Raw genomic sequence first — 26166 nt, 5'->3', positions numbered from 1 at the left:
CTGTATCGCTGGGTGTTGGGGGTTGGCGCCGGCTCAGGCCGGGGCGAGGGCCTGGCTCAGGGCCGTACGGATGCGCTTCTCCGACACGGAATACGCCGTGCCCAATTCGACGGCGAAGAGGCTCACCCGGAGCTCTTCGATCATCCAGCGCACCCGGGTTAATTCAGTGCCGGCGCGGCGCCCGGGCAGGAGGGCCGCCACGGCATCGTCGTAATCGTCCTCCAATGCCTGGACGGTGGCCATGTTCAGGGCATCCCGCTGCACGTTGTTCGGCAGCTTTTCCAGGCGCTTCTCCATTGCCGCGAGGTAGCGCGGCAGCTGGCTGAGCTGGGCGTAGCCCGTCTGTGCTACAAAACCGGGGAAGACGAGTTGTTCCAGCTGGCTCTTCATGTCGTTGAGCGCGGTGATCAGGCTCAGGCTGGTGCTTCCCTTGAGCTGCTTTTCGATCCGGCGGCTGCTGGCGAGGATCCGCTCGACAATGGCCGTCACCGTGAACACAGTATCGATCAGTTCGGCGCGCACGGACTCATACAGTGCATCGAACGCGGCTTTGTCCCACGGCAGATCCGCGGGAACCAGCTTGTCGATGGCGGCAAGGGCGCAGTCCGCGATCAAGGCGCTGACCGAGCCGTGCGGGTTCTGGCTGAAGGTGAGCTTCTCCGTGTTGTTCAGGTGCTCCAGGACGTAGCGGTCCGGTGGCGGGACGCGCAGGGCCAGCAGCCGGATCACGCCGCCGCGCATGGCGGATTCCTGTTCGGCGCGGGTCTGGAAGACGCGCAGGGCCACGCTCTTGCCTTCATCCACCAGGGCAGGGAAGCCGGTCACCTGGTGCCCGTTCACCGTCCGGCTGACCTGCCGTTCGATGGTGCCTACGCTCCATTCGCTGAGGCCGCTCTTCTCCGCAATGCCCGACGCCGGGCCGGTACCGTTTGTGGGCACCGGCGACGGAGCACCGGCGGCGGCTCCGGCCGGGGCAGCCGCCTTCTTGCCCTTGCCTGCACGCACAGTGGTTGCCGGAGTGGCGCCAAGGGACTCGGCGATGGCCCGGCGCGTGGCCGGGGCGAGTTCCTCCTGCAGCGCCGTGAGGTCCTTGCCTTCGCCGAGGACCTTGCCGCGGCTGTCCACCACCTTGAAGCTGACGCGCAGGTGCGCGGGAACGGCCTCCCAGTTCCAGGACCCCGGCGGGATGATGTGCCCGCGCAGGCGGCGCAGCACCAGTTCCAGCGAAGGCTCCAGCTCGTCCGTGGCCGGGTCGAAATCCGCCTCAAGCGCCGCGGCGGCCTGCCGCGCGACATCGGGCGCGGGCACGAAGTTCTTCCGGATCTGCTTCGGCAGGGACTTGATCAGGGCGGTGATGAGCTCAACGCGCTGGCCGGGAATCTGCCAGCGGAACGCGCCGTCGTCGAGCTGGTTGAGGAACAGCACCGGCACCTCGGCGGTGACGCCGTCGGACGGATTGGGCGGCGAGCCCGGCGCCACCGGATGGAATTCGTAGCTCAGCGGCAGCTCGAAGCCCTTGTGCAGCCAGGTCTTCGGATACGCCGAATCGTCCAGTTCCGCGGCGTCTTCGCTGATCAGCAGTGACTGGTCGAAGTCCAAGAGCGTGGGATCCTGCTGCCGGGCGTCCTTCCACCACTTGTCGAAGTGCCGCTCGGACACCACGTCCTTGCCGATCCGGGCGTCGTAGAAATCGAACAGGGTGTTGTCATCCACCAGGATGTCCCGGCGGCGCATACGGGTTTCCAGCTCTTCGACTTCGTTCAGCAACGCCCGGTTGCGGTGGAAGAACTTGTGGTGGGTGCGCCATTCACCCTCCACCAGGGCATGCCGGATGAAGAGTTCGCGGGACAGCTCCGGATCGATCCGACCGTAGTTGACCCGCCGGTTGGGGATGACCGGCACGCCGTAGAGGGTGACTTTTTCGTGTGCCATCACGGCGCCGTTGCGGCTGGACCAGTGCGGCTCGCTGTAGGAACGCTTCACGAGGTCCGGGGCCACCTGCTCCACCCAGAGCGGATCGAACTTCGCGGCCACCCGGGCCCACAGCCGGCTGGTTTCCACCAGCTCGGCTGCCATCACGAAGGCCGGGGACTTCTTGAACAGCGCCGATCCCGGGAAGATGGCGAAACGGCTGCCCCGGGCACCTGCGTACTCGCGCTTGCGTTCGTCCAGCAGGCCGATATGGCTCAGCAGGCCGGAGAGCAGGCTGATGTGGATGCCCTCGTGCAGGCCCACGGGATCGGCCTCGCGCTTGTTGTCGATCGTGATGCCCAGCGGCTTGGCCAGCTGCCGCAGTTGCTGGAACAGGTCCTGCCATTCGCGCACGCGCAGGTAGTTGATGAAGTCGTTCCGGCAGAGCCTGCGGAACTGCGTGGAGGACAGCTCGCGCTGCTGCTCCTGGATGTAGTTCCACAGGTTCAGGTAGCCGGTGAAGTCCGAGTTCTCGTCCCGGAAGCGGGCATGCTTCTCGGCAGCCTGCTGCTGTTTGTCCGTGGGACGCTCGCGGGGATCCTGGATGGTCAGTGCCGCCGCCAGGATCATGACTTCCTTGACGCAGCCGCGCTTGCCGGCTTCCACGATCATGCGGCCCAGCCGCGGGTCCACCGGCAGTTGGGCGAGTTTATGCCCGACGGCGGTCAGTCCGCCGCGCTGTTCCCGCGCGTCCCGCTGCTTGGCGCCATGCTGTGGGGCCGCCTGCTGCGGAGACTTCAAGGCGCCGAGCTCGCGCAGGAGGGTGACGCCGTCGTTGATGGCCCGCGACTCCGGCGGCTCCACGAACGGGAAGTCCTCGATATCCTTCGGCCCGCGGGCAACACCCATGGCGGTCATCTGCAGGATGACCGCGGCCAGGTTGGTGCGCAGGATCTCCGGATCGGTGAACTGCGGCCGCGACTCGAAGTCCTCTTCCGAGTACAGGCGGATCGCGATGCCTTCGGAGACACGGCCGCAACGGCCCGAACGCTGGTTCGCTGATGCCTGCGAGACGCGCTCGATCGGCAGCCGCTGCACCTTGGTCCGGTGGGAATAGCGCGAGATACGGGCCGTGCCGGTGTCGATGACGTACTTGATGCCGGGCACGGTGAGCGAGGTTTCGGCAACGTTGGTGGCCAGCACGATCCGCCGCTTGCCGCCGGGGTTGAAGACGCGGTGCTGCTCCTGCAGGCTCAGCCGCGCGTAGAGGGGGAGGACCTCGGTGCCGGCCAGGCGGCGGTTGGCCTGGATCCGGCCGTTGAGCGCCTCGGCGGCGTCGCGGATTTCGCGCTCGCCGGAGAAGAAGATGAGGATGTCGCCGGGAGCCTCCAGCGCGAGTTCGTCGACGGCGTCGCACACCGCGTCGAGCGGGTCGCGGTCTTCCTCGAGTTCGTCGTCGGGCGTCTCATCGCCCTCCGCCGGGCCGCCGGCGGGCTGGGACAGCGGACGGTACCGGATCTCCACCGGGTAGGTGCGGCCGGACACTTCAATGATGGGAGCCGGGGCGTCGTCGCTGCCGAAATGCTTCGCGAAGCGCTCGGGGTCGATCGTGGCGGAGGTGATGATCACCTTCAGGTCCGGACGCTGCGGCAGGATCCGCTTGAGGTAGCCCAGGATGAAGTCGATGTTGAGGCTGCGCTCATGGGCTTCGTCGATGATGATCGTGCTGTATTTGCGCAGCAGCTTGTCCCGCTGGATTTCGGCCAGCAGGATGCCGTCCGTCATCAGTTTGATCCGGGTGTCCTTGCTGACCTCGCCGGTGAAGCGGACCTGGAAGCCTACCTCCTGGCCGATGTCGACGCCGAGTTCCTGGGCGATGCGCTCGGCCACCGTGCGCGCGGCGAGGCGGCGCGGCTGGGTATGGCCGATCAGTCCCTTGTCTCCGAGCCCCAGTTCGAGGCACATCTTGGGGATCTGGGTGGTCTTGCCCGAACCGGTCTCGCCCGCGATGATCGTGACCTGGTTCGCGGCGATCGCCGCCATAATGTCCTCGCGACGCTCGGAAACCGGCAGCTCGGCGGGATAGGAAATATGAAGTGTCATGGCTGCAAGCCAGTCTACTGCGGTGCCGGAGCTACTGCGGCGTGGCCCCTGCCCCGGCGGGGACTCCTGCGGACCGTGCCAGCCGTTCCGCCAGCGTTGCGGCGTACTCCTTGAACTCCGGCGGCGAGATGATCTCGAACTCCATGCCCAGTGACGCAAGGTGCGCCGCAGGCTGGGCCAGGCTGTCCCAGCCGGCGTGCAGCAGCGTGGCGGATCCGCCGTCGTCGCTCAAGGTCGCCAGCTGCGGGCCGACCAGGGCGGCCACCTCGCCGATCGGCGCGAACAAACGCACGACGACGTCATAGCGGTAGGGCGAACGGGTCACCGAACGCTGGACGTACGCCGCGAGGTCCTCCGCCGGGAGCGGGCGCGGAACGAATTTCTTCGTGGCGGAGGGAAGCGAGGCGATGCGGTCCGCGCGGAAGGTGCGCCAGTCCCCGCGTTCGAGGTCCCAGGCCACGAGGTACCAGCGCCGGCCTGTGTCCACCAGGCGGTAGGGCTCCGCCGTGCGGCGGTCGGTGGTGCCGTCCGGCTTGGCGTAGTCGAAACGGATCAGCCGCCGGTCGGCAATGGCCGCAGAGACAACGGTCAGCTGGTGCGGATCCACCGAGGCGGCGTTGCTCGGCAACGTGGTCACGGCGGCCTTGAGGGTGGCGAAACGCGGGCGGAGCCTGGCGGGCAGCACCTGTTCCAGCTTGGCGAGGGCCCGGACGGATGCCTCGCCGATGCCGGCCACCGGCCCGGCCGCCACGGAATTCAGGCCGAGGGCCACCGCGAGTGCTTCGTTGTCGTCGAGCAGCAGGGGCGGCAGCTGCGCACCGGCTCCGAGCTGGTAGCCGCCGGCGATTCCGGGGGAGGCATGGATGGGATATCCGAGGGTGCGGAGCTTTCCGATGTCCCGCCGCACGGTCCGCTCCGTGACACCCATGCGTTCAGCCAGGGCCGGCCCGGTCCATTCCCGCCGCAGTTGCAGCAGGGAAAGCAACTGCAGCAGGCGCGCGGAGCTTTGGATCATGGAGCAAAGCCTATCGGCGCAGGCTAGATTTCAGAGGAGGCGCAGCGTCCAGTAGGCGGTGCTCGGAAGATCGAGGGCGCGCCAGTCGCGCTCGGAACGGACCGGCGGAAGGTGGCCCCGGCCGTCGCTGAGGACGGCGGAAACGGTGGCTGCGGCAGCCAGAAGGACGATGATGACGATGAAGGCTACGAAGATTTCCATGCCTCCATCGTCTGCCTGGGCCCTATCAAGAAACAGTGGCAGAAATGACCCATTTAGATAATTTTCTGCCACACTGGAACTATGTTGAAATCAGTGGCAATCATCGTGGTTCCGGGCTTCTCGATCTTCGAATTCGGGACCGCCTTCGAGATCTTCGGCATCGACCGTTCGGAGCGCGGCAGCGGCGTGCCGGTCTTCGACTTCCGGGTGTGTACCCCTGTGCCCGGCGATGTTCCCATGAAGTCCGGTCTCTCCATGCACGTAGCCCTGGGGCTGGACGCCGCTGCCGACGCCGACCTGGTGATCATGGCACCCTATGGCCGCGACCTCGACGTTCCTGACGAGGTCCTGGAGACGCTCCGCGCCGCCCATGACCGCGGTGCCTGGGTGCTCTCCATCTGCTCCGGCGCGTACGCCCTGGCCCGGGCAGGGCTCCTGGACGGACGGCGTTGCACTACGCATTGGCACTACTCACAGGACCTCGCCAGCCGCTATCCCGCAGTCCTGGTGGACGAGGATGTCCTCTACGTGCAGGACGGCGCCATCATCACCAGCGCCGGCACGGCGTCCGGCATCGATGCCTGCCTGCACCTGGTCCGGGTGGAACTCGGCGCCAAGGTCGCTGCCGCCATCGCACGGGACATGGTGGTGGCGCCGCACCGCGACGGCGGACAAGCGCAGTACATCGACCGGCCCATGCCGAAATGTGGATCGGCACCCATGGAAGCGCTGCTGCGCTGGATGGTGGAGAACCTGGACCAGGAACACAGCGTCGCCGAATTGGCCGAACGGCTGCACATGTCGCCGCGGACCTTTGCCCGGCGCTTCCGGGCCGAAACGGGAGCGACGCCGGCGGCCTGGCTCAATTCGCAAAGGGTCCTGCGGGCACAGGAACTGCTGGAAACCAGCGACCTGAACATTGACGAAGTGGCACGGGAAGCCGGGTTCGGCCATTCCGTGCTCATGCGCCACCACTTCGCCAAGGTCCTGGACACCAGCCCGCAGTCCTACCGGAGGGCGTTCCGCGGCCAACTGGCGGAAGTGGGGTAGCAGGCTCAGCGCCGGCCGCGGCTTTCGGCGCCTTCTGCCTTGGCGCTTTCCACGAGTTCTTCCCATGGGCCGGTCACCTCGCGGTCCGGCAGGGTGGCACGGTGCTGCCCTGCGCGGATGGAGTACATGAAACGGTCCGGCTGGTTCGCGCTGCGGGACAGGGCTTTGGCTTCCTCCCACGGGCAGGCCTCCACCAGGGGAAGCCAGCGTTCCTTCTCGTCGTCGGATACCGCGTTGACGCTCCAGACGCGCGTCATGGCGGCGATGCCTCCGCTGCGACGGACAGTGATTTTCATGCCCCACCGATTTTCATGCGTCACCGATGATCTTGAGGGTCAGACCTTGACTTTCACAGTTTCCCACGCCTTCAGGACGGCGTCATGCTCGGCGGAACCGCTGCCGAACAGCTCTTCCGCGGTGGCGATGGTGGTCCGGGCGAATTTGCCGAAGGTGCAGGTGGCGGGGAGGGAGCCGCTGGTCAGTGCGCCGTACCAGATCTGCCCCGGCGCTTCCCAGGCGTTGCCGCCCAGTTCCGAGGCCACCACGTAGAAGGCCCGGTTGGGGATTCCGGAGTTGATGTGGACGCCGCCGTTGTCCGCGGTGGTGCGGACGTAGCTGTCCATGGAGTCCGGCTGCGGATCCTTGCCCAGCACGTCGTCGTCGTAGGCGGTACCTGGTGCCTTCAGGGAGCGCAGGGCGGAGCCTTCCACGGCGTCGGTGAAGAGGCCCTCGCCGATCAGCCAGTTCGCTTCCGCGGCAGACTGTTGGCGCGCATACTGCTCCACCAAGGCGCCGAACACATCGGACATGGATTCGTTCAGCGCGCCGGCCTGGTTCCGGTAGGCGAAGCCTGCGGTGTACTGGGTGACGCCGTGGGCCAGTTCATGCCCGATGACGCTCAGCGATTTGGTGAAGCGCTGGAAAATCTCGCCGTCGCCATCGCCGAACACCATCTGGCGCCCGTCCCAGAAAGCGTTGTCGTAGAGCTGCCCGAAGTGCACCGTGGCATCCAGCTTCAGGCCTGCGCCGTCGATGGAATTCCGCTCGAACACCTCTGCGTACAAGCGGTGCGTATCGCCAAGGCCGTCGTAGGCTTCGTCCGCCGCGGCGTCCCCGACGGGCGGCATGCCCTCCTTGCGGACCTGGGTGCCGGGCAGGGTCTCGGTGGAACCGGCGTCGAAAATGGTGCGCTTGGGCGGCCCCGGCTTGACCTGGCGCGCACCGGGCGGGGTGGCCGGCACCGGAAGGGAGCGGGCCGCCTGCAGCCCCTTGATATGCAGCAACGATTCCTTCGCAGCCCGGGCGATCGCCCGGAGCCGGGGCTCCGGCCGGGCGGCCAGTCGGCGCAGCATGTACGGAGGAACGATGGAGCAGATCATGGCAAACCCCTTTTGCGTCTATCGAGCACGTACGAATCAGCTTAGGAGCGGGCTCGGACAATTTGCGGCCGGGCGGCGCGGCATGTCCGGCGGGCCGCCTTCCGGCGCAGCAAAAAACCCCGCCGTTCCAAGGAACGGCGGGGTTTTTGATCTGGTGCCCTCGATAGGATTCGAACCTACGGCCTTCTGCTCCGGAGGCAGACGCTCTATCCCCTGAGCTACGAGGGCATCCGGGGTTCCCGGTCGTTTCCGGGACGTCCATGAGCTTAGCAGGTCAGCGCGTCCCAACGAAAAACCGGCGCGGCATGCCGGGACCACCACGGTGTGCCGCAGGTGGAGGACAGGATCAGTACCCGGCAAAGGCATCCACCCGTACGCGCCGTCCACCCGCCTGGCGGGCCGCCCGCCGCAGGGATTCCACCCGGGCGGGGGAACCCGAAACGTAGACCGTGCGGCTGCCGATGTCCGGAACCAGCTCCTTCAGCGAGGCGCCGTCGATCCGCACCCGGCCGGCGTCGTGCATGAAGTCCGGGGGAGCGGAACCGTCGGCGAGCCGGGCGATCACCCGGGCGCCGGACGCTTCCAGGACATCGGCTCCCGCGAGCTCATCGGCCCCGGAGGCGAGGTACAGCAGCACGATGTCCCGCTCCCGGGCGGCGCCGGACGCCAGTTGCGACAGGAACGGCGTGATCCCGATGCCGGCCGCGATCAGCAGTACCGGCGTTCCGCCGTCGCGCGGCAGCACGAAGTCTCCGCCCACGGCGGTTCCCCGCAATTGTTCGCCCGGCCGCAAGGCCAGCAACGCCGTCTTGGCCGCGGAGAGCGGCGCCGCGGTTCCCACCCCGAACGTCAGCTCCTGCGAACCCGGGGCGCTGCTCATGCTGAAGGTCCGGCGTCGTCCCTTCCTGTCGGACGGGGAGTGCGGCAGATCCAGCTCCATGTACTGCCCGGGCCGGAACCGCACAGGCCGGCGCGGTGCGAAACGGAGCTCAGTGGTGCTCGGCGTCAGCGCACGGGAGCCCGTGAACTCGAGCCGGATGCCGGCGCGCTGGCCGGCGAAGAACGCCAGCAGGTTGCCCAGCAGCAGTGCCAGCTCGGGCGAATTCGCCACGAACCCCAGGTTGTACGGCACCGCGAAGACCACGCCGACGACGGCGGCGAGCAGCAGCTGCTGCCAGCGCCGGGGTGGCAGCGTGAGCGGCTCCGTCAGCATGAAGCCCGCGAAGAACAGCAACGGCCGCTGCGCAAACGGCTGCCACAGGGCGGCACCCGCAGGGAGCCCGGCGCGAAGGAGCTCGACGAACACGATCGAGCCCGAAACCAGGAGGAAAACGCCTGCCATCAGCACCTTCCGGGTCCGGTACATGACCAGCAGCACGCCCGGCACGAGCAGCCACAGCATGGCCGGGGTCGCGGCCCACCATGTGGCCACGTTCAGGCCCGTGAAGGAGACGATGAAGGCACCGGCAGCGGCCGGATTGAAGATGTGCCGGCCACGGACGGCCAGCACGTACTTCGACGCCGACGCCAGGACACAGGCCAGCGCCACCCCGGCGAGGTCCGGCGACGCGACGGCGGGCAGCAGATCGCTGGGCCAGAACAGGAAGAACAGCAGCAGGCCGGTGATCAGCGAGGACTCCGAGTGCGGGCGCACCCGGAACACTGCCGCGAACAGCCGGTTGGACAGGTACGCCAGGCCTAGGCAGAGCACCGCATGGCCCAGCATGTTCACCGGCCCGAAGGTCAGCCAGCCGAGGGCGTCGAGCACCAGGCTGTAGGCAGCGAGCACCGCCAGCACCCACAGGATCAGCCGGTACATGGTGAAGCGGCCAAGCCAGGTGTCCAGCTTCTGCTTGGCGGTGAGATCAACTGTGGTCATGTGGCACCCCGGTCATGTGAACAGTGTTCCTTCGAAGCCTTGCGAAAAGCTTGCCCTGCCGTCCGAGGCCACCCGGAGCCACTCGAAGTCGAACTCTTCCTCCAGCACGGCAGGCTCCACGAGGAACAGGGCCGTGGCGAGGGCATCGGCCGTGAGGGCGTCATCCGCCATCGTCCAGGTGGCGACGGTCGTGTCCACCGGCCGGCCGGTGGCGGCATCCAGCACATGGTGCAGGCCGTCGCCCCAGGACCGCCGGTTGGCAGCGGAAGCACACAGCGCCCGTGAACCGAGCCCGACCACGCCGATCGCCTGCGCGGGATCGTACGGGTGCTCCAGTCCGACGCGCAGCGGGACGGGGCCCGAATGCAGCATGTCGCCGCTGCCGTCCACCAGGTATTCCGTGACCCCTTCGGCCCGCAAGGCTCCGGCCAGCATGTCCACCAGCTGGCCTTTCCCGGCGGCGCCGATATCCAACACCACGGGGGAGGCGGTGCGCAGCGTGCGGCCGCGCCATTCCAGCACGTCCTCCCAACGGGGCGCCGCCGCAGCCGGGCCCCGGGGGACCAGGGCGTAGTCCCCGCCGTAGCCGAGTTGCTCCAGGCTGCTGCCCACGAGCGGGCTCATCGTCCCGCCGCTCAGGCGGTACAGCGTCCGGAACACGGCTTCCAACTGCTCCGCGCCCGCCGGCAACTCCACGGTCCCCGCTTCCCGCGCGAGCCGCGCCACGAGCGAGTCGGTGCGGAACCGCGAGTAGCAGCCGTCATAATCCGCCACGACATCCAGCAAACGCGAGCGCACAGCGGGCCCCAGCGGCTCCGGCGTCGAAATCTCCCAGGCCGTGCCGATGCCCTCGAAGGCGAAGGAGTCCCAGCCCGGATGCGGCATGGCTGCTACCTGGCCTGGGCCTTGATGGATTCCACAGCCTGGTTGAAGCCGCCGCTCGTCAGCGACGAGCCGGCCACCTTGGACACGTTGATCTCGTCGAGCTTCTTGCCCACGACCTGCGCGGCGATGCCGTCCTTGAACTCGCCCTGGAACTTGCGGGTGTTCGGGTTCGAGGGATGCACAGTGATGTCGACGGCGGACACGGTGCCGCCGGACAGCGTCAGCTGCACGCCCACGGTTTCCGTGCCGTTGGGTGAGGTGTACGTGCCGTCCGCACTGTAACTGCCGTCTTTGTAGCTTCCGCCGCCTGCGGAGGACGGCGCGGCCGGGGTGCTGGAACTGCCGCCCGCGGCGGAGGACGTGCCCGACGGCGCTGCGGTACCCGACGGCGCTTGGCTGCCGGGTGCGCACGCCGCCACGGTTCCGGCGAGGGACAGCCCGGCGACGCCGGCGATGAGGGTCTTGCGGAATGGCGAAGTCATGGTGTGCTCTTTTCGGTTCTGCGGAATCGGCAAACAGGACAGTCCCAAGGACTCATTCCTTTGACGCTGAGACCAGCGTATTGGTTCACCCTGTGCGCGAACGGCAGGCAATGCTGTGCGGAGGCTGTGTTCCGGTCCGTTGCAATTCCTCCACTTGCAAGCCCCGACGGTACGCTAGACGGGTGACTCCCGAAGAACTCTCCGCCGCCATATCCGCCTGCCTGAAAGATGCCGTCGCCGCCGGTGACGTTGCCCTTTCCGAATCCGATCTGCCGGATGAGGTGCGCGTGGAGCGACCCAAGAACCGGGAGCACGGTGACTGGGCCACGAACATCGCCCTCCAGCTCGCCAAGAAGGCCGGCACCAACCCGCGGGCCTTCGCGGAAATCCTGAGCACCCGGCTCAAGGAGATCGACGGCGTCACCGCCGTGGACATCGCCGGTCCCGGCTTCCTGAACATCACCGTTGACGCGGCCGCCGCCGGCGCCCTGGCCAAGGTGATCGTCGAAGCCGGCAGCTCCTACGGAAGCAACCAGGCGCTCGCAGGCCACGTCATCAACATGGAATTCGTTTCCGCCAACCCGACGGGTCCGCTGCACATCGGCCACACCCGCTGGGCCGCGCTGGGTGATTCCATTGCCCGTGTGCTGCGCGCTTCCGGTGCCGACGTCACGGCCGAGTACTACATCAACGACGCCGGCTCGCAGATGAACGTGTTCGCCAACTCCGTGCTGTCCCGGCTCCACGGCCGCGACGTTCCGGAGGGCGGCTACCCGGGCCAGTACATCGTGGAACTGGGCGACGAGGTCCTGAAGGCGCACCCGGCCATCCGCGAACTCACGGACGAAGCCGCGCTGCCGGTCATCCGCCAGGCCGCCTACGAGGCCCAGATGGCTGACATCAAGACCACGCTCGCCGATTTCGGTGTGTCCTTCGACGTGTACTTCTCCGAGAAGGAGCTGCACGACCACGGCGCCATCGAATCCGCGGTGGCGCGCCTGCGCGAACAGGGCCACGTGTTCGACAAGGACGGCGCCGTGTGGCTGCGCACCACCGACTTCGGCGACGACAAGGACCGGGTGATGATCCGGGCCAACGGCGAGCCCACCTACTTCGCCGCCGATGCCGCGTATTACCTGTCCAAGAAGGACCGCGGCTTCCCGGAGAAGATCTACCTGCTGGGTGCGGACCACCACGGCTACATCAACCGTCTCAAGGCCATTGCCGCCTGCGCGGGCGACGATCCGGAAGCCAACATCGAGGTCCTCATCGGCCAGCTGGTGTCGGTCAACGGTGCCAAGCTCTCCAAGCGTGCCGGCAACATCATCGAGCTCAAGGACCTGATTTCCTGGCTCGGCAAGGACGCCGTGCGCTACTCCCTGGCGCGTTTCCCCGCTGATTCTCCGCTCACCCTGGACCCCGAGCTGCTGAAGAAGAACAGCAACGAGAACCCGGTGTTCTACGTGCAGTACGCGCACGCCCGCTCCCGCGGCACCGCGCGCAATGCGGCGGAGGCCGGCGTCGAACGCCAGGTCAACGGCGAGGACGCCTTCGACGCCTCTCTGCTGGACCACGCCACCGAAAACGAGCTGCTGTCCTACCTGGGCAGCTACCCGTCGATCGTTGCCAAGGCCGCGGAATTCCGCGAACCGCACCGGGTGGCCCGCCACCTGGAGGTCATCGCCGGCGCCTACCACCGCTGGTATGACGCCTGCCGTGTCTCGCCGCAGGGCGACGACCCGGTGCGCGACGTGAACCGCACCCGCCTGTGGCTCAACGACGCCACCAGCCAGGTCCTTGCCAACGGCCTCGAACTGCTCGGCGTGTCCGCGCCGGAACGGATGTGACCGCATGACCGCAGCATCGCCCCTCGCCCCCGAATGGCTTGCCGTTCCGGCGGACCTCAACGCCCTGCACGCGCCCATGTGGGCGGCCGGGGTAGAGAGGAACGACGACGGCGAGCTCGCCATTGACGGCGTCCCCGTCAGCGAGCTCAAGGCACAGTTCGGCAGCCCGCTGTTCGTCATGAGCGAGACCGACTTCCGGTCCCGCGCCCGCGCCTTCAAGGACGCCTTCGACGCCGCGTTCGAGGACATCTGCGGGGGAGTGGATGTCTACTACGCCGGCAAGTCCTTCCTGTGCACCGCCGTCGCGTCCTGGGTTGCCGAGGAGGGCCTGCGCCTGGACACCTGCTCCGGCGGCGAGCTCGCCGTTGCCGCACGCGCCGGGATCGACGGCGCGAACCTCGGCCTGCACGGCAACAACAAGTCCGACGCCGAGATCAACCGGGCCCTGGACATGAAGCTCGGCCGGATCGTCGTGGACAGCCTGGACGAACTCGAGCGTGTGGCCAAGATCGCCTCGGCCCGCGGCGACGTGGCCAAGGTGATGCTGCGCCTGACCCCCGGCGTGCACGCGCACACCCACGAGTTCATCGCCACGGCGCACGAAGACCAGAAGTTCGGCCTGTCCATGGCCGGCGACTCCACCGAACAGGCCGGCCTCTCCGCCGCGGAGGAAGCCGTCGCCGCAGCCACGTCCTACGACAGCGTGGAACTGCTCGGCCTGCACTGCCACATCGGCTCGCAGATCTTCGAACCCGAAGGCTTTGCCCTGGCCGCCGAAAAGCTGCTGGGCTTCCTTGCAGCCATGCAGGCGAAGTACTCGATCACCCTGCCCGAGCTCGACCTCGGCGGTGGCTACGGCATTGCCTACACCCCGGTGGACACCCCCCGCCCCGCGGCCGAGATCGCGCAGGCGATGGCCGCCGTCGTGCGTTCCAGCTGCGCGGAACTGGGCATCAAGGCCCCGCGTATCTCGATCGAACCCGGCCGCGCGATCGTCGGCAGCAGCACCTTCACCCTGTACGAGGTGGGCACCCTCAAGACCGTCCGCGTCGACGCCCCGGAGGGCGCGCTTGCCGGTGCCGGAGGCGCAGAGAACGTTACGTTCCCGCGCCGCTATGTGTCGGTCGACGGCGGCATGAGCGACAACGCCCGTCCGGTGCTCTACGACGCGGATTATTCGGCCGTGCTCGCCTCCCGGACATCCCTTGCCGAACCGCAGCTGTCCCGAGTAGTGGGCAAACATTGCGAGAGCGGCGACATAGTTGTTAGAGATGTATATCTGCCCGCGGATGTGGCAGCCGGTGATTTGCTCGCAGTACCGGGTACCGGCGCCTACTGCTGGGCCCTTTCCAGCAATTACAACTACCTGGCCCGGCCGGGCGTCGTCGCTGTGCGCGGCGGAGCAGCCCGGTGGATTGTCCGCGGGGAAACCGAAGAAGACCTGTTGAACCGTGACATGGGAGTGGCGAATGTCTGAAGTGCGCACCTTGAAAGTGGCCCTGCTGGGCTGTGGCAACGTCGGGGCACAGGTGGCGCGGATTCTCATTGACGACGCCGAGGCCCTGGCCGCCCGCAGCGGTGCCCGCCTGGAGCTCTCCGGGATCGCCGTGCGCAACCTTGACGCCAAGCGCGACGTCGAGCTTCCCCGGGAACTTTTCACCACCGACGCCGACACCCTGGTCAAGGAAGCCGACCTCGTCATCGAGCTGCTCGGCGGCATCGAACCGGCGCGCTCCCTGATCCTCACCGCCATCGAAAACGGCGCCTGCGTCGTCACCGGCAACAAGGCGCTGCTGGCACAGGACGGCCCCGCCCTCTACGAAGCAGCGGACAAAGCCGGCGTCCAGCTTTCCTACGAGGCCGCCGTCGCCGGTGCCATCCCGATCCTGCGCCCCATCCGCGACAGCCTCTCCGGCGACCGCATCACCCGCGTGCTCGGCATCGTCAACGGCACCACCAACTTCATCCTCGACCAGATGGACACCACCGGCGCCCAGTTCGCCGACGCCCTGGCCGAAGCGCAGCGCCTCGGCTACGCCGAAGCGGACCCCACTGCCGACGTCGAAGGCCATGACGCCGCCGCCAAGGCAGCCATCCTCGCCTCGCTGTCCTTCCACACGCGTTTCGCGCTGGAAGACGTGCACTGCGAAGGCATCACCAAGGTCACCGCTGCGGACATCGCGTCCGCGAAGGAAGCCGGCTTTGTCATCAAGCTGCTCGCGATTGCCGAGAAGATCGTCGACCCCGACGGCGGAGAGGGCGTTTCGGTGCGCGTGCACCCCACCCTGCTGCCGCGCGAGCACCCGCTGGCTGCCGTCCGCGGCGCCTTCAACGCCGTGTTCGTCGAAGCCGAAAACGCCGGCGAACTGATGTTCTACGGCCAGGGCGCGGGCGGTACCCCGACCGCCTCCGCGGTCCTCGGCGACCTCGTCTCCGCCGCGCGTCGCGTGGTCCTCGGCGGCCCCGGCCGCACGGAAACCACCACTGGCCACGTCCCGGCCCTGCCCGTGGAAGCCTCCGAGACCAGTTACTACATCGGCCTCGACGTCGCCGACCAGGCCGGCGTGCTGGCCCGGATCGCCCACATCTTCGCGGAGAACGGCGTGTCCATCGAGATCATGCGCCAGACCATCCACCGGGACGCCGCCTCGAACGTCGAATCGGCCGAACTCAAGATCGTCACGCACCGTGCATCCGAAGCCGCACTCGCGGCAACCGTCGAGGCCGTCAAGGGCCTGGACGTCATCAATTCCGTCACATCCGTACTGCGGGTAGAAGGGGTCTAAGTGGCTCACCAATGGCGCGGGGTAATCCGCGAATACGCTGATCGTCTGCCGGTAACGGAAGCCACCAAGGTCATTACCCTCGGCGAGGGCGGCACTCCGCTGGTGCACGCGCAGAAGCTCTCCGAGCTCACCGGATCCCAGGTGTACCTCAAGGTCGAAGGCATGAACCCCACCGGTTCCTTCAAGGACCGCGGCATGACCATGGCCATGACTGCGGCCGTCGAAGCCGGGGCCCAGGCCGTCGTGTGCGCCTCCACCGGCAACACCTCGGCATCTGCCGCGGCCTACGCCACCGCCGCCGGCCTCAAGTGTGCCGTGCTGGTTCCCGAAGGCAAGATCTCCATGGGCAAGCTCAGCCAGGCGATCGCCCACGGCGCCACGCTCCTGCAGGTGGACGGCAACTTCGACAACTGCCTGGACATTGCCCGTAAGCTCGGCGAGTCCTACCCCGTGTTCCTGGTGAACTCGGTCAACCCTGCCCGTATCCAGGGCCAGAAGACCGGTGCCTTCGAAGTGGTCGACGCCCTGGGCGACGCCCCGGACATCCACGTGCTGCCCGTCGGCAACGCAGGCAACATCAGCGCCTACTGGAAGGGCTACAAGGAGTACTCGGCACCGTTCGAGTCCGGCACCGCGGGTACCCTGCCGGCCGTCTCCACCAAGACCCCGGCCATGTGGGGCTTCCAGGCAGCCGGCGCCGCACCGTTCGTTGCCGGCCACCCGATCACCGAACCGGACACCATCGCCACGGCCATCCGCATCGGCAACCCGGCATCCTGGGACACCGCCGTCGCCGCCCGTGACGAGTCCGGCGGCCTCATCGAAGCCGTGACGGACGAGGAAATCCTCGCCGCGCACCGCTGGCTGTCCTCCAAGGAAGGCGTCTTCGTCGAGCCCGGCTCCGCCGCCGGCGTCGCAGGCCTGATCAAGAAGCACGCCGCCGGCCAGGTCCCGTCCGGCAAGACGATCGTCATCACGGTCACCGGCCACGGCCTGAAGGACCCGCAGTGGGCCCTCCGGACCGAAGACGGCAGCGATGTGCAGCCCGTCAAGGTGCCGAACGACGTCGTCACCGTGGCCAAGGAACTGGGCCTGGAAGCCAACTAGCCTCCGGCCGCTCCACAAGAGGCCGCACAACAAGACTGGAAGAAACCAAGAGTGGAAACAACGCAGCCCGCCGCGGGCGAATTTACCACGCTCGCGGCGGGTCAGCAGCTGACCGTCCGGGTTCCCGGCACCAGCGCCAACCTCGGTCCCGGCTATGACAGCCTCGGCCTGGCCCTGTCCATCTACGACACCCTGACCGTGGAAACACTGGACACCGGGGAACTCGAATTCGAGCTTTCGGGCGAAGGCGCTGAAACCCTGCCGCGGGATGCCAGCCACCTCGTGGTGCGCGCCATCAACGCTGCCTTGGAACGGCTTGGCTTCCGGCACAACGGCCTGAAGATCACGGCCGACAATGTCAACCCGCACGGACGCGGACTCGGCTCCTCGGCCTCCGCCGTCGTCGCCGCCGTGACTGCCGCCAACGCCCTGGTCCCGGAGGATGCGCGCCAGGGCCGCGAGTGGATCCTTCAGCTCACCAGCGAGATGGAGGGGCACCCGGACAACGTCGCTCCGGCGATTTTCGGCGGACTGGCGCTGTCCTGGCAGGACAGCGAGCAGTACAGCAGCACCAGGGCCGACGTCGATCCGCGCGTTGTGCCTGTCGTTGCGGTTCCGGATTACGAACTTTCCACGGAAACTGCCCGCGGCCTGCTGCCCGCTTCGGTGGGACACCACGCCGCAGCCATGAACTCCGGCCGTGCGGCCCTGCTGATCCACGCTCTGACCAAGGCACCGGAATTCCTGCTGCCAGGCACCGAGGACTACCTGCACCAGAGCTACCGGGCCGAGGCCATGCAGCCCAGTGCGGCACTGATCGCGGCGCTGCGCGCGGACGGCCATGCCGCCGTCGTCTCCGGTGCGGGCCCCACGGTGCTCGCCCTGGCCAACGGCGAAGAAGAGGCAGCGCTCGTCGCAGCACGGATTTCCGCCTTCGCCGAAGGCAACACACCCGGTGTCTCCTGGCGCGTGATGACGCTGGCTGTTGACGTTGAAGGTGCTAGAGTGGAATTGCACCGGCGGTAAAACCGCGGGCAGTTCCCTGACACCGGACCCTGGCAACAGGTTTGTTCCCGTCGTCTACTGTGTCGAAGTCCCTGCCGGTGTCGTCTCCTTTCCGGCCTGTTTCAGGTATCGCAGATCTGCTCTGTTTCCTTCCGTAACAGCCCGTGCCCTGTATCCCGGGGCGTCGAAGACGTAAATCAATCGGGCTTTGCCGCCGCAATGAAACGGCACGGCCGACATCCCGGCTGCAGATCTGAACTGCAGTCCAGAACACATCATCGCGCCCGGCTCCAGTCCGGGCGACGTCGAGGGGGAAGGATCCTTCGTGACAGAAACCACTGAGCTGGCTCCAGCTGTGGACACCAATTCCGCTGCCGCACCTGCCAAGAGCAGCGGCCTTGCCGGACTCAAGCTTGCGCAGCTGCAGGCCCTCGCCAGCCAGCTGGGTATTTCCGGCGGCTCCCGGATGCGCAAGGGCGATCTCGTAGCGGCAATTTCCGCCCACCGGGCCGGTGCAGGCGCCGGATCGGCCAAGGCCCCGGCAAAGACCGAAGCGCCGGCAAAGACCGAAGCTCCCGCCAAGGCTGAGGCGCCTGCCAAGGAAGCCAGGACCGAGGCTCCTGCCAAGGCCGAAACCGCGCCGGCAGCCGCTGAAACCACGGCCCAGGAAGGCGCCGCCCCGGAAGGTACCCGTGCCCGCGGCCGTGGCCGCAGCCGCCGCGCCACCAGCGACGGCGTTGTTGCCGCCCCGGCAGCTGAAACCGCCGCAAGCACCGAAGCCGCCGCCGTCGAGAGCACTCCGGCTGCCGCTCCGGCAGAAGGCGCAGAAGCAGGCGAACGCCGCCAGCCGCGCACCCGCAACCGCCGCCGCGGCGAGAACGCCGCCGCAGCAGAAGCCGCTGAAACCACCGAATCCGCTCCGGCCGAACAGGCCCAGGGCGAGCGTCCGGCAGCCGAACGCCCGGCACGCGGCGAACAGGGCCGCACGGAGCAGGCTGCGGAAGCCGGCGAAGGCGGACAGCGTGAACGCCGCGAGAACACCCGTAACCGCCGTGACGACAACGACGGCGAGGAAGGCGGCAGCCGCCGCAGCCGCCGTAACCGCCGCGACCGCAATGACCGTGGCGAGCAGAACGACCGCCGTGACGGCAACAGCCGCAGCGACCGTTTCCGCGACCGCAATGAGCGCCGCCGCGGCCGTAACCAGGGTCCGGACGTCGACGACGTCGAGATCACCGAAGACGACGTCCTGCTGCCCGTCGCGGGCATCCTCGATGTCCTGGAGAACTACGCGTTCATCCGCACCTCCGGTTACCTGCCCGGCGCCAACGACGTCTACGTCTCGCTGGCCCAGGTCAAGAAGTACAACCTGCGCAAGGGCGACGCCGTCGTCGGTGCCATCCGTGCACCGCGCGAAGGCGAAGACCGCAACCAGCAGTCCGCACGCCAGAAGTTCAACGCGCTTGTCCGCGTCACCTCGGTCAACGGCAAGACCCCTGAGGAACTGAAGGACCGCGTCGAGTTCGCCAAGCTCGTGCCGCTGTACCCCTCCGAGCGCCTGCGCCTGGAGACCGACCCGAAGAAGATCGGCCCCCGTGTCATCGACCTCGTGGCCCCGATCGGCAAGGGCCAGCGTGGCCTGATCGTCTCCCCGCCGAAGGCCGGCAAGACCCTTATCCTGCAGTCCATCGCCAACGCGATCACCACCAACAACCCTGAGGTCCACCTCATGATGGTGCTCGTTGACGAACGTCCCGAAGAAGTCACGGACATGCAGCGCACGGTCAAGGGCGAGGTCATCGCCTCCACCTTCGACCGTCCCGCCGACGACCACACCACCGTGGCCGAACTTTCCATCGAACGCGCCAAGCGCCTCGTGGAAATGGGCATGGACGTGGTGGTCCTCCTGGACTCCATGACCCGACTGGGCCGCGCCTACAACCTGGCAGCACCGGCCTCCGGCCGCATCCTGTCCGGTGGTGTGGACTCCGCAGCCCTGTACCCGCCCAAGCGCTTCTTCGGTGCTGCCCGCAACATCGAAAACGGCGGCTCCCTGACCATCCTGGCCACCGCCCTCGTGGAGACCGGTTCCAAGATGGACGAGGTCATCTTCGAAGAGTTCAAGGGCACCGGCAACATGGAGCTGCGTCTGTCCCGCCAGCTGGCAGACAAGCGCATCTTCCCGGCCGTGGACGTCAACGCCTCCGGTACCCGCCGCGAAGAGAACCTGCTTTCGCCCGAAGAGGTCAAGATCATGTGGAAGCTGCGCCGGGTCCTCTCCGGACTGGAGCAGCAGCAGAGCCTTGAACTGCTGACCAACAAGATCCGGGAAACCGGAAGCAACGTCGAGTTCCTCATGCAGGTGCAGAAGACGACTCTCGGAGCGAAGTCGGATAACGACAAGTAAGCACGAAACGGGGTGGGGCCGCCGGGCATGTCTGCCGGCCCCGCCCCTTTGCGTTGCCTGAGGCAACGCGGGGTCAGATACGGCCCATCCGGGCCCGGAACATGGGCCGTAAGTGACCCCGCGTTGCAGTCATTAGACTTTAGAAGTCGAAAGAGGTTTGAAGATGTTTGAGTCCGTACAGGGATTGCTTGACGAGCATGCCGCCATCCAGGCGCAGCTGAGCGATCCTGCCGTTTATGCCGACCAGTCCCTGGCCCGGAAGCTGGGGCGCCGCTCCGCGCAGCTCCAGGGCATTGTCGAGGCGTACAACCGGTGGCGCGGGCTCACTGACGACCTGGACGCCGCCAAGGAAATGGCCGCCGAGGATCCCGACTTCGCCGCCGAAGTGGAGCAGCTCCAGGAGCAGCTCCCCGCGGCCCAGGAGAAGCTGCGCCGCCTGCTGATCCCTCGCGATCCGGACGACGCCCGCAACGTGATCATCGAGGTCAAGGGCGGCGAAGGCGGCGAGGAAGCCGCACTCTTCGCCGCGGACCTGCTGCGCATGTACACCCGCTACGCCGAAGCGCGTGGCTGGAAGACCGAACTCATCTCCTCCACCGAATCGGACCTGGGCGGCTACAAGGATGCCCAGATGGCCATCAAGGGCAACTCCAACGATCCCGCTGAGGGCGTTTGGGCGCGGCTGAAGTTCGAAGGCGGCGTGCACCGTGTGCAGCGCGTTCCCGCCACGGAATCCCAGGGCCGCATCCACACCTCGGCTGCCGGCGTCCTCGTGTTCCCGGAAGTGGACGAGCCCGAAGAGATCGAGATCAACCAGAACGACCTCAAGATCGACGTCTACCGTTCCTCCGGCCCGGGCGGCCAGTCGGTGAACACCACCGACTCCGCCGTGCGCATCACCCACCTGCCCACGGGCATCGTGGTGGCCATGCAGAACGAGAAGTCGCAGCTGCAGAACCGCGAAGCCGCCATGCGCGTGCTCCGGGCCCGCTTGCTGGCGCACCAGCAGGAACAGCTGGACGCCGAGAGCGCCGAGCACCGCAAGTCGCAGATCCGCACCATGGACCGCTCCGAGCGCATCCGCACCTACAACTTCCCGGAAAACCGCATTGCGGACCACCGTACCGGCTACAAGGCCTACAACCTGGACGCCGTCATGAACGGTGACCTGGAACCGGTCATTCAGTCCGCCATCGAAATGGACGAACAGGCGCGCCTGGACGCCCTCGGCGAGTAACGCCGGGTCATCCATGCCTTTCGAAAGCGGGCAGCGCCTCGCGGATGCCGTCCGTGAGGCCACAGCCATCTTGCACGAAGCAGGGGTTCCCACGCCGCGCGTGGACGCCGAACTCCTTGCCGAGCACCTCCTCGGCGTCGGCCTCGGCCGCCTGCGGGCGATGCTCCTGGGCGACTCGCCGGTGCCGGAAGGCTACGGCGAACTGGTCGCCGAACGCGCCCGCCGCGTTCCGCTCCAGCACATCACCGGCGTCGCGCATTTCCGCTACCTGACGCTCGCCGTCGGGCCGGGCGTCTTCATCCCGCGTCCCGAGACGGAAACAGTGGTGCAGCTGGTCATCGACCGGCTCGCCGGGGCGGTGGCGCCGAAGGTCGTGGACCTGGGGACGGGTTCGGGCGCGATCGCCGCGTCCATCGCGCACGAGGTTCCGGACGCCGAGGTGTTTGCCGTCGAGTTCAGCGACTTCGCACACGCCTGGGCGGCGAAGAACCTGCAGCCGCTCGGCGTCAACCTGATCCACGGGGACCTGCGTGATGCGCTGCCTGAACACAACGGCAGTTTCGACGTCGTCGTGTCCAATCCGCCGTACATCCCGGCGGAGGCCATCCCGAACGAACCCGAGGTGGCACTCCACGACCCGCCGGAGGCGTTGTACGGCGGGGGAGCGGACGGCATGGAACTCCCGACGGCGGCGGCCGCCTCTGCGGCGCGTCTCCTGAAACCGGGCGGCTACTTCGTGATGGAACACGCCGAAGTCCAGTCCGAATGGATCGCGGAGCATCTCCGCCGGCAGGGCTGCTGGACGGACGTCACCTCGCATGTGGACCTCAACGGCAAGGAACGGGCAACGAGCGCGGTGCTGTCACCGGCCGGCCCGCGGGAATGAAAGAATAGCGCAGTGACCACTAGCTACGACTGCACGTCAGAGGAAGAACGCGCCGGCGGCATCGAGCACGCCCAGCGCGCCATCAGCGAAAAGAAATGCATCGTGATGCCCACGGACACCGTGTACGGGATCGCCGCGGACGCTTTTTCGCCGCAGGCCGTCACCATGCTGCTCGTCTCCAAGGGCCGCAGCCGGCAGATGCCCCCGCCCGTCCTGATCCCGCGCCTCGGCGCGCTGGACGGCCTGGCCACCGAGGTGTCGGATGAGGCCCGCAAGCTGGCGGAAACGTTCTGGCCGGGCGGCCTGACCCTGATCTTCCATGCCCAGCCGTCGCTTGACTGGGACCTTGGCGAGACGCGCGGCACCGTGGCCCTGCGCATGCCGGACGACGAGATCGCCCTCGAACTCCTCAACCGCACCGGCCCGCTCGCTGTCTCCTCCGCGAACCGGACCGGACAGCCGGCCGCGCGGACCGCCGCTGAAGCCCGCGAGCAGCTGGCTGAATCCGTGGAGGTCTACCTCGAAGGCGGCCTGCGGCCCGTCGGCAGCGAGGACGCCCTGCCGTCCACGATCGTGGACGCCACCTCGTTGCCGTTGCGCGTGGTCCGCGAAGGTGCCATCAGCCTTGAGCAGCTCCGCCAGCTGGTTCCCGGCGTCCTTGCCCTCGGCGAAGTCGCTCCCGAGCCCATGCCTGAGGCCGAAGAAGTGCCGATGCCGCCGCTGGAGGCGCCGGAGGCCGAAGAACAGTTGGAGGAGGCTTCCGCTGAGGACGCTGAGGGGGCTCCGGAAGTAATTGGAAGCGCGACGGATGAGGCCGGGGAATCCGAACAGCGGGCACCCGGCGGACCTTCGGCTGGATGACTGCACCCCTGATGAAGCTCCACAGGGACCGGATCCCTTTCCTCGACGTCGAGGTCACCGCGCTGCGCGTGGAAGAACTCCTCGGGGTGCTTGGCGGATTCCTGGCCGACGGCGGCACCCGTCTGGTTGTCGGGCACAACCTGCACAGCGTCACGCTGCTGCATTCACGGCCGGAGTTCCGTGCCCTTTATGAGCGCAGCGACGTCATCCTTCCGGATGGCGCTCCCGTCGCCATGCTCTGGGGCAGGGCCCATGGCCGCACCACCCGCCGCGAGGCGATGGCTTACCGGCTGGGCTCCACTGACTGGCTCCCCGGTCTTGGCCGCGTGCCGGGGCTTGAACGGATCGCCGTCATCGGCGCGGGTGCGGAGGCCAATGCCAAGGCCGTGGACCGGCTGCGGGCGATCGTGCCCGGCGCAGAGGTGGCCGGGCGCGCCGGCGAAGACTGGGACACCGCCCAGGAAGACGCCGCCGTCGCGTGGCTGGGGGAGTTCAGGCCGCAACTCGTGCTGCTTGGCCTGGGCATGCCGCTGCAGGAATCGGTGCTGTGGCGCCGGCGCGCGCAGTTGCCTCCGGCCGTCTATGCAGCTGTCGGCGGTGCCATTGAGCAGCTCGGCGGAGTGCAGAAGCTCGCCCCGCGCTGGCTTGGCCGGCTTGGACTGGAGTGGGCTTGGCGCCTTCTCCTGCATCCGGGCAAGGTTGCCTACCGCGTCTTCGGCGAGCCTTGGGTACTGCTTGGCTTGCTGCTGAGGAAGCGGTTCTCCCGGCTCTGAAGCCTGCTTCGCCGTCGAGGGCGGAAGCGCCCGCTAGAACTTCTGCTGGTCCAGCGGCCCGAATCCCTTGCCGCGCAGGCCAGCGGAGAACGCGCGGAACCATTCGGCGAGGCCACGGAAGTCGCCCCGCGGAAGGAAGTAGCCCAGGTAGCCGCCGACGTCGGCCACCAGGGACCTCACCCGGCGGTACCGGCGGATCAGGTAGCCGCGGTTGCGGTAGTAGAAATAGCGCTTGAAGGCGCCTTCGGGCACGATCACATGCCAGCGGGCGCCGAACACGTGCTTCGTTTCGGAGAACGCGTGCGGGTGGCTGATGGAGGCCGTCGCCACCGTGCCGAAGCGGATTCCCGCCTTGCGGAGCCGGATCATGAAGTCCACTTCGTCGCCGCGGATGAACAGCCGGATATCCGGCACACCCACCTTGAAGAATACGTCTGAGCGGATCAGCGCGCCGTTGAAGAAATGCCCGACGTCGGGCAGGAACCCCTGCTTTTCCACCTCGGCACGGTCATGGGTCACCTTGCCGTCGATGCGGAAGAAGAAGGACAGCTTGTCCGGCTGGCCGGGAGCCAGCACCAGCGGAACCACGGCATCCAGCCCGCGGGCCTCCGCCTCGCGGAGCAGCGTCTCGAGGCACGACGGATCGGTGGGCTCGGCGTCGTCGTCCATGATCCAGACCCATTCGGCTCCGCTGGCAACCGCCTTCAGGATGGCCAGGGCGAACCCGCCTGCGCCGCCCAGGTTCGCCTCCGAGCGCACGTAGTCGACCGCAGGATGTTTTTCAGCGACTTCACGGGCCGGGGTGGCGCCACTGTCAACCAGGCAGATGGTCTGCACGGGCATGGTCTGGCCCTGTACGGCGTCAAGCAGGACTGCCAGTTCGGCGGGTCGGTCGAAAGTCACGGCGGCTACGGCAACCGGCACGGGCATGAAGGAATCCTTCCGGAGCGGCGCTGCGCGCTGAACCGGCTCGCCATGGGGCGCGACGTCCGGAGCACGGCGGGTGTTGCCGCTAGTATTTTTGACAGAGTCCAACTGTAGTACAGCAACATCCGGCGGTGCGCAGGGCGTTGAGGGCACCTGCCCCAACGCATCGCAAAGGGCGCAAACCATCACCGTCTTCAGGAGCCGCCACGTGATCATGTATTCGCTCATGGCGCTTACCGCTGCCGTTGTGGCGTACGTGACCACCTGGGGCGCCCGTTTCCTCGGACGGAAGCTGCGCCTGTTCGGACCGATCCGCAGCCGGGACATGCACTCCGTGCCGATCTCCCGCTTGGGCGGCCTTGGCCTTTGTGCAGGTTTTACCGTCGCGCTGGTGGTGGCCAGCAACTCCTTCTTCGTCAAGGACATTTTCCGGGGCAACACCGCCCCGTGGGGTGTCCTCGCCGGTGCCCTGGTGATTGTCCTGGTCGGACTCGCTGACGACCTCTTCGACCTGCGCTGGTGGATCAAGCTCATCGGGCAGGCCCTGGCCGGCATCGTGGTTGCGGTCTGGGGCGTGCGGATGACGATCATCCCGTTCATCCCCGAACCGATCGCGATTGAATCCGAGCCGGCACAGATTGCGATCACCGCTTTCCTGGTGGTGACGACGATGAATGCGGTGAACTTCATCGACGGCCTGGACGGTCTTGCCGCGGGTGTCGCGGCGATCGGGGGAGCGGCATTCTTCCTGACCGCCTACTGGGTGCACCGCAACCCGATCCTGCTGGACCGCTCGGACCTGGCCGCGCTTCTGATGGCGATCATGGTGGGTTGCTGCATCGGCTTCCTGCCGCATAACTGGTTTCCGGCGCGGATCTTCATGGGCGATTCCGGTGCCATGCTCCTCGGCCTGGTGATGGCCTCGGCGGGCGTGGTGGCGACAGGTCAGATCGGTTCGGGCCTCTACGACCGCATCAACGGTATTCCCACGATCATCCCCATCCTGCTGCCGTTCGCCGTGCTGTCCCTGCCGCTGCTGGACCTCGGGCTTGCTGTGGTCCGCCGGACCGCCCGCGGACAATCGCCGTGGTCCGCAGACCGCGGGCACCTGCACCACAAGCTGATCGAGCTTGGCCATTCGCACCGCACGGCGGTGCTGATGATGTATGTCTGGACGGCGATCCTTGCCTTTGGCGGCCTGGCCTTCGTGATCTATCCGTGGCAGATCGTCCTCACCGTGGACATCGCTGCGGCCCTTGTCATGGCGGTCGTGACAGCTTGGCCGTACTACGCCCGCCGTGACGACGGAGCGGCGCGGTAACAGCGGTTTAACGTCACAGTTCTATCTCATGTAGAATTCTTGCTGCGGGCAGTCACTCGCACGCGCACCCACCCTCTTTGAGACCTGGCATCCCTGCCTCGACG

The 26166-nt window shown here is 67.4% G+C and carries 21 protein-coding genes and 1 tRNA gene; 12 read left to right on the top strand and 10 right to left on the bottom strand.

The genetic code is table 11. The annotated features are described in order from the left end of the window. Positions 1 to 33: 33 nt before the first annotated feature. From hrpA to BIU82_RS19800, 3 genes are read right to left on the bottom strand one after another with little or no spacing between them, the layout of a single operon-like run. Positions 34 to 4014, bottom strand: coding sequence for an ATP-dependent RNA helicase HrpA (gene hrpA / locus BIU82_RS01610; protein ID WP_070347694.1), 3981 nt, complete (start codon positions 4012 to 4014; stop codon positions 34 to 36). Positions 4015 to 4045: 31 nt separating this feature from the next. Further along, on the bottom strand, positions 4046 to 5029 hold the full coding sequence (locus tag BIU82_RS01605) for a YafY family protein (RefSeq protein ID WP_070347693.1): 984 nt from the start codon (positions 5027 to 5029) through the stop codon (positions 4046 to 4048). Positions 5030 to 5059: 30 nt separating this feature from the next. Next, positions 5060 to 5230 (bottom strand): hypothetical protein, encoded by a 171-nt coding sequence (locus tag BIU82_RS19800; RefSeq protein ID WP_171906468.1) that lies wholly within the window; start codon positions 5228 to 5230, stop codon positions 5060 to 5062. Between the two features lie 81 nt (positions 5231 to 5311). Between BIU82_RS19800 and BIU82_RS01600 the strand changes: the two genes are divergently transcribed. Further along, positions 5312 to 6280, top strand: a complete 969-nt coding sequence (locus BIU82_RS01600) for a helix-turn-helix domain-containing protein (protein ID WP_070347692.1) — start codon at positions 5312 to 5314, stop codon at positions 6278 to 6280. A gap of 5 nt (positions 6281 to 6285) precedes the next feature. Here the strand turns inward: BIU82_RS01600 and BIU82_RS01595 are convergent, their stop codons facing one another. From BIU82_RS01595 to BIU82_RS01570, 6 genes are all read right to left on the bottom strand, one after another. Continuing rightward, positions 6286 to 6576, bottom strand: coding sequence for a protealysin inhibitor emfourin (locus BIU82_RS01595; RefSeq protein ID WP_070347691.1), 291 nt, complete (start codon positions 6574 to 6576; stop codon positions 6286 to 6288). 39 nt (positions 6577 to 6615) lie between these two features. After that, the gene (locus BIU82_RS01590; protein ID WP_253182636.1) at positions 6616 to 7659 is read right to left on the bottom strand and encodes a M4 family metallopeptidase; all 1044 of its coding nucleotides are present in this window, start codon (positions 7657 to 7659) and stop codon (positions 6616 to 6618) included. A 152-nt stretch (positions 7660 to 7811) separates the two neighbouring features. After that, a tRNA-Arg gene (locus tag BIU82_RS01585) sits at positions 7812 to 7887 on the bottom strand. A 118-nt stretch (positions 7888 to 8005) separates the two neighbouring features. After that, positions 8006 to 9538, bottom strand: a complete 1533-nt coding sequence (locus BIU82_RS01580; protein ID WP_070347690.1) for an oxidoreductase — start codon at positions 9536 to 9538, stop codon at positions 8006 to 8008. Positions 9539 to 9550: 12 nt separating this feature from the next. Further along, on the bottom strand, positions 9551 to 10423 hold the full coding sequence (locus BIU82_RS01575; protein ID WP_070347689.1) for an FAD:protein FMN transferase: 873 nt from the start codon (positions 10421 to 10423) through the stop codon (positions 9551 to 9553). Between the two features lie 5 nt (positions 10424 to 10428). Next, complete coding sequence (locus BIU82_RS01570; protein WP_070347688.1) at positions 10429 to 10905, bottom strand: hypothetical protein; 477 nt, start codon at positions 10903 to 10905, stop codon at positions 10429 to 10431. 182 nt (positions 10906 to 11087) lie between these two features. Here BIU82_RS01570 and argS point away from each other — a divergent pair, with 182 nt between their 5' ends. From argS to BIU82_RS01520, 10 genes are all read left to right on the top strand, one after another. Beyond that, a complete protein-coding gene (argS, locus tag BIU82_RS01565) occupies positions 11088 to 12752 on the top strand; it encodes an arginine--tRNA ligase (RefSeq protein ID WP_070347687.1) in 1665 nt (554 codons plus the stop codon). Between the two features lie 4 nt (positions 12753 to 12756). Next, positions 12757 to 14229, top strand: coding sequence for a diaminopimelate decarboxylase (gene lysA / locus BIU82_RS01560; protein ID WP_070347686.1), 1473 nt, complete (start codon positions 12757 to 12759; stop codon positions 14227 to 14229). Beyond that, positions 14222 to 15538 carry a homoserine dehydrogenase gene (locus BIU82_RS01555; RefSeq protein ID WP_070347685.1) on the top strand — a complete coding sequence of 439 codons (1317 nt, stop codon included), beginning with the start codon at positions 14222 to 14224 and terminating at the stop codon, positions 15536 to 15538. The genes lysA and BIU82_RS01555 overlap by 8 nt, the downstream gene beginning before the upstream one ends. Beyond that, a complete protein-coding gene (gene thrC, locus BIU82_RS01550; protein WP_070347684.1) occupies positions 15539 to 16645 on the top strand; it encodes a threonine synthase in 1107 nt (368 codons plus the stop codon). It begins immediately after the preceding gene. A 51-nt stretch (positions 16646 to 16696) separates the two neighbouring features. Further along, entirely contained in the window at positions 16697 to 17671 is a 975-nt protein-coding gene (thrB, locus tag BIU82_RS01545) for a homoserine kinase (RefSeq protein WP_070347683.1), read from the top strand. A gap of 304 nt (positions 17672 to 17975) precedes the next feature. Continuing rightward, positions 17976 to 20057: a transcription termination factor Rho gene (rho, locus tag BIU82_RS01540; RefSeq protein WP_070347682.1), complete on the top strand. Its 2082-nt coding sequence runs from the start codon at positions 17976 to 17978 to the stop codon at positions 20055 to 20057. A 163-nt stretch (positions 20058 to 20220) separates the two neighbouring features. After that, entirely contained in the window at positions 20221 to 21294 is a 1074-nt protein-coding gene (gene prfA / locus BIU82_RS01535) for a peptide chain release factor 1 (protein WP_070347681.1), read from the top strand. A gap of 13 nt (positions 21295 to 21307) precedes the next feature. Next, positions 21308 to 22180: a peptide chain release factor N(5)-glutamine methyltransferase gene (gene prmC, locus BIU82_RS01530; protein WP_070347680.1), complete on the top strand. Its 873-nt coding sequence runs from the start codon at positions 21308 to 21310 to the stop codon at positions 22178 to 22180. 12 nt (positions 22181 to 22192) lie between these two features. Next, the gene (locus BIU82_RS01525) at positions 22193 to 23041 is read left to right on the top strand and encodes an L-threonylcarbamoyladenylate synthase (protein WP_070347679.1); all 849 of its coding nucleotides are present in this window, start codon (positions 22193 to 22195) and stop codon (positions 23039 to 23041) included. Between the two features lie 11 nt (positions 23042 to 23052). Next, positions 23053 to 23814: a WecB/TagA/CpsF family glycosyltransferase gene (locus BIU82_RS01520; RefSeq protein WP_070347678.1), complete on the top strand. Its 762-nt coding sequence runs from the start codon at positions 23053 to 23055 to the stop codon at positions 23812 to 23814. A 33-nt stretch (positions 23815 to 23847) separates the two neighbouring features. Here BIU82_RS01520 and BIU82_RS01515 read toward each other — a convergent pair whose 3' ends face one another. Beyond that, the gene (locus BIU82_RS01515) at positions 23848 to 24744 is read right to left on the bottom strand and encodes a glycosyltransferase (protein WP_070347677.1); all 897 of its coding nucleotides are present in this window, start codon (positions 24742 to 24744) and stop codon (positions 23848 to 23850) included. Positions 24745 to 24949: 205 nt separating this feature from the next. Between BIU82_RS01515 and BIU82_RS01510 the strand changes: the two genes are divergently transcribed. Beyond that, positions 24950 to 26062, top strand: coding sequence for an MraY family glycosyltransferase (locus BIU82_RS01510; protein WP_070347676.1), 1113 nt, complete (start codon positions 24950 to 24952; stop codon positions 26060 to 26062). Positions 26063 to 26166: the final 104 nt, after the last annotated feature.

This window comes from Arthrobacter sp. SW1 (genome assembly GCF_001766675.1).
In the GTDB taxonomy this organism is placed as follows: domain Bacteria; phylum Actinomycetota; class Actinomycetes; order Actinomycetales; family Micrococcaceae; genus Arthrobacter.
The sequence above is the reverse complement of the archived record's forward strand: the minus strand, read 5'-3'. Positions and strand labels throughout refer to the sequence as shown.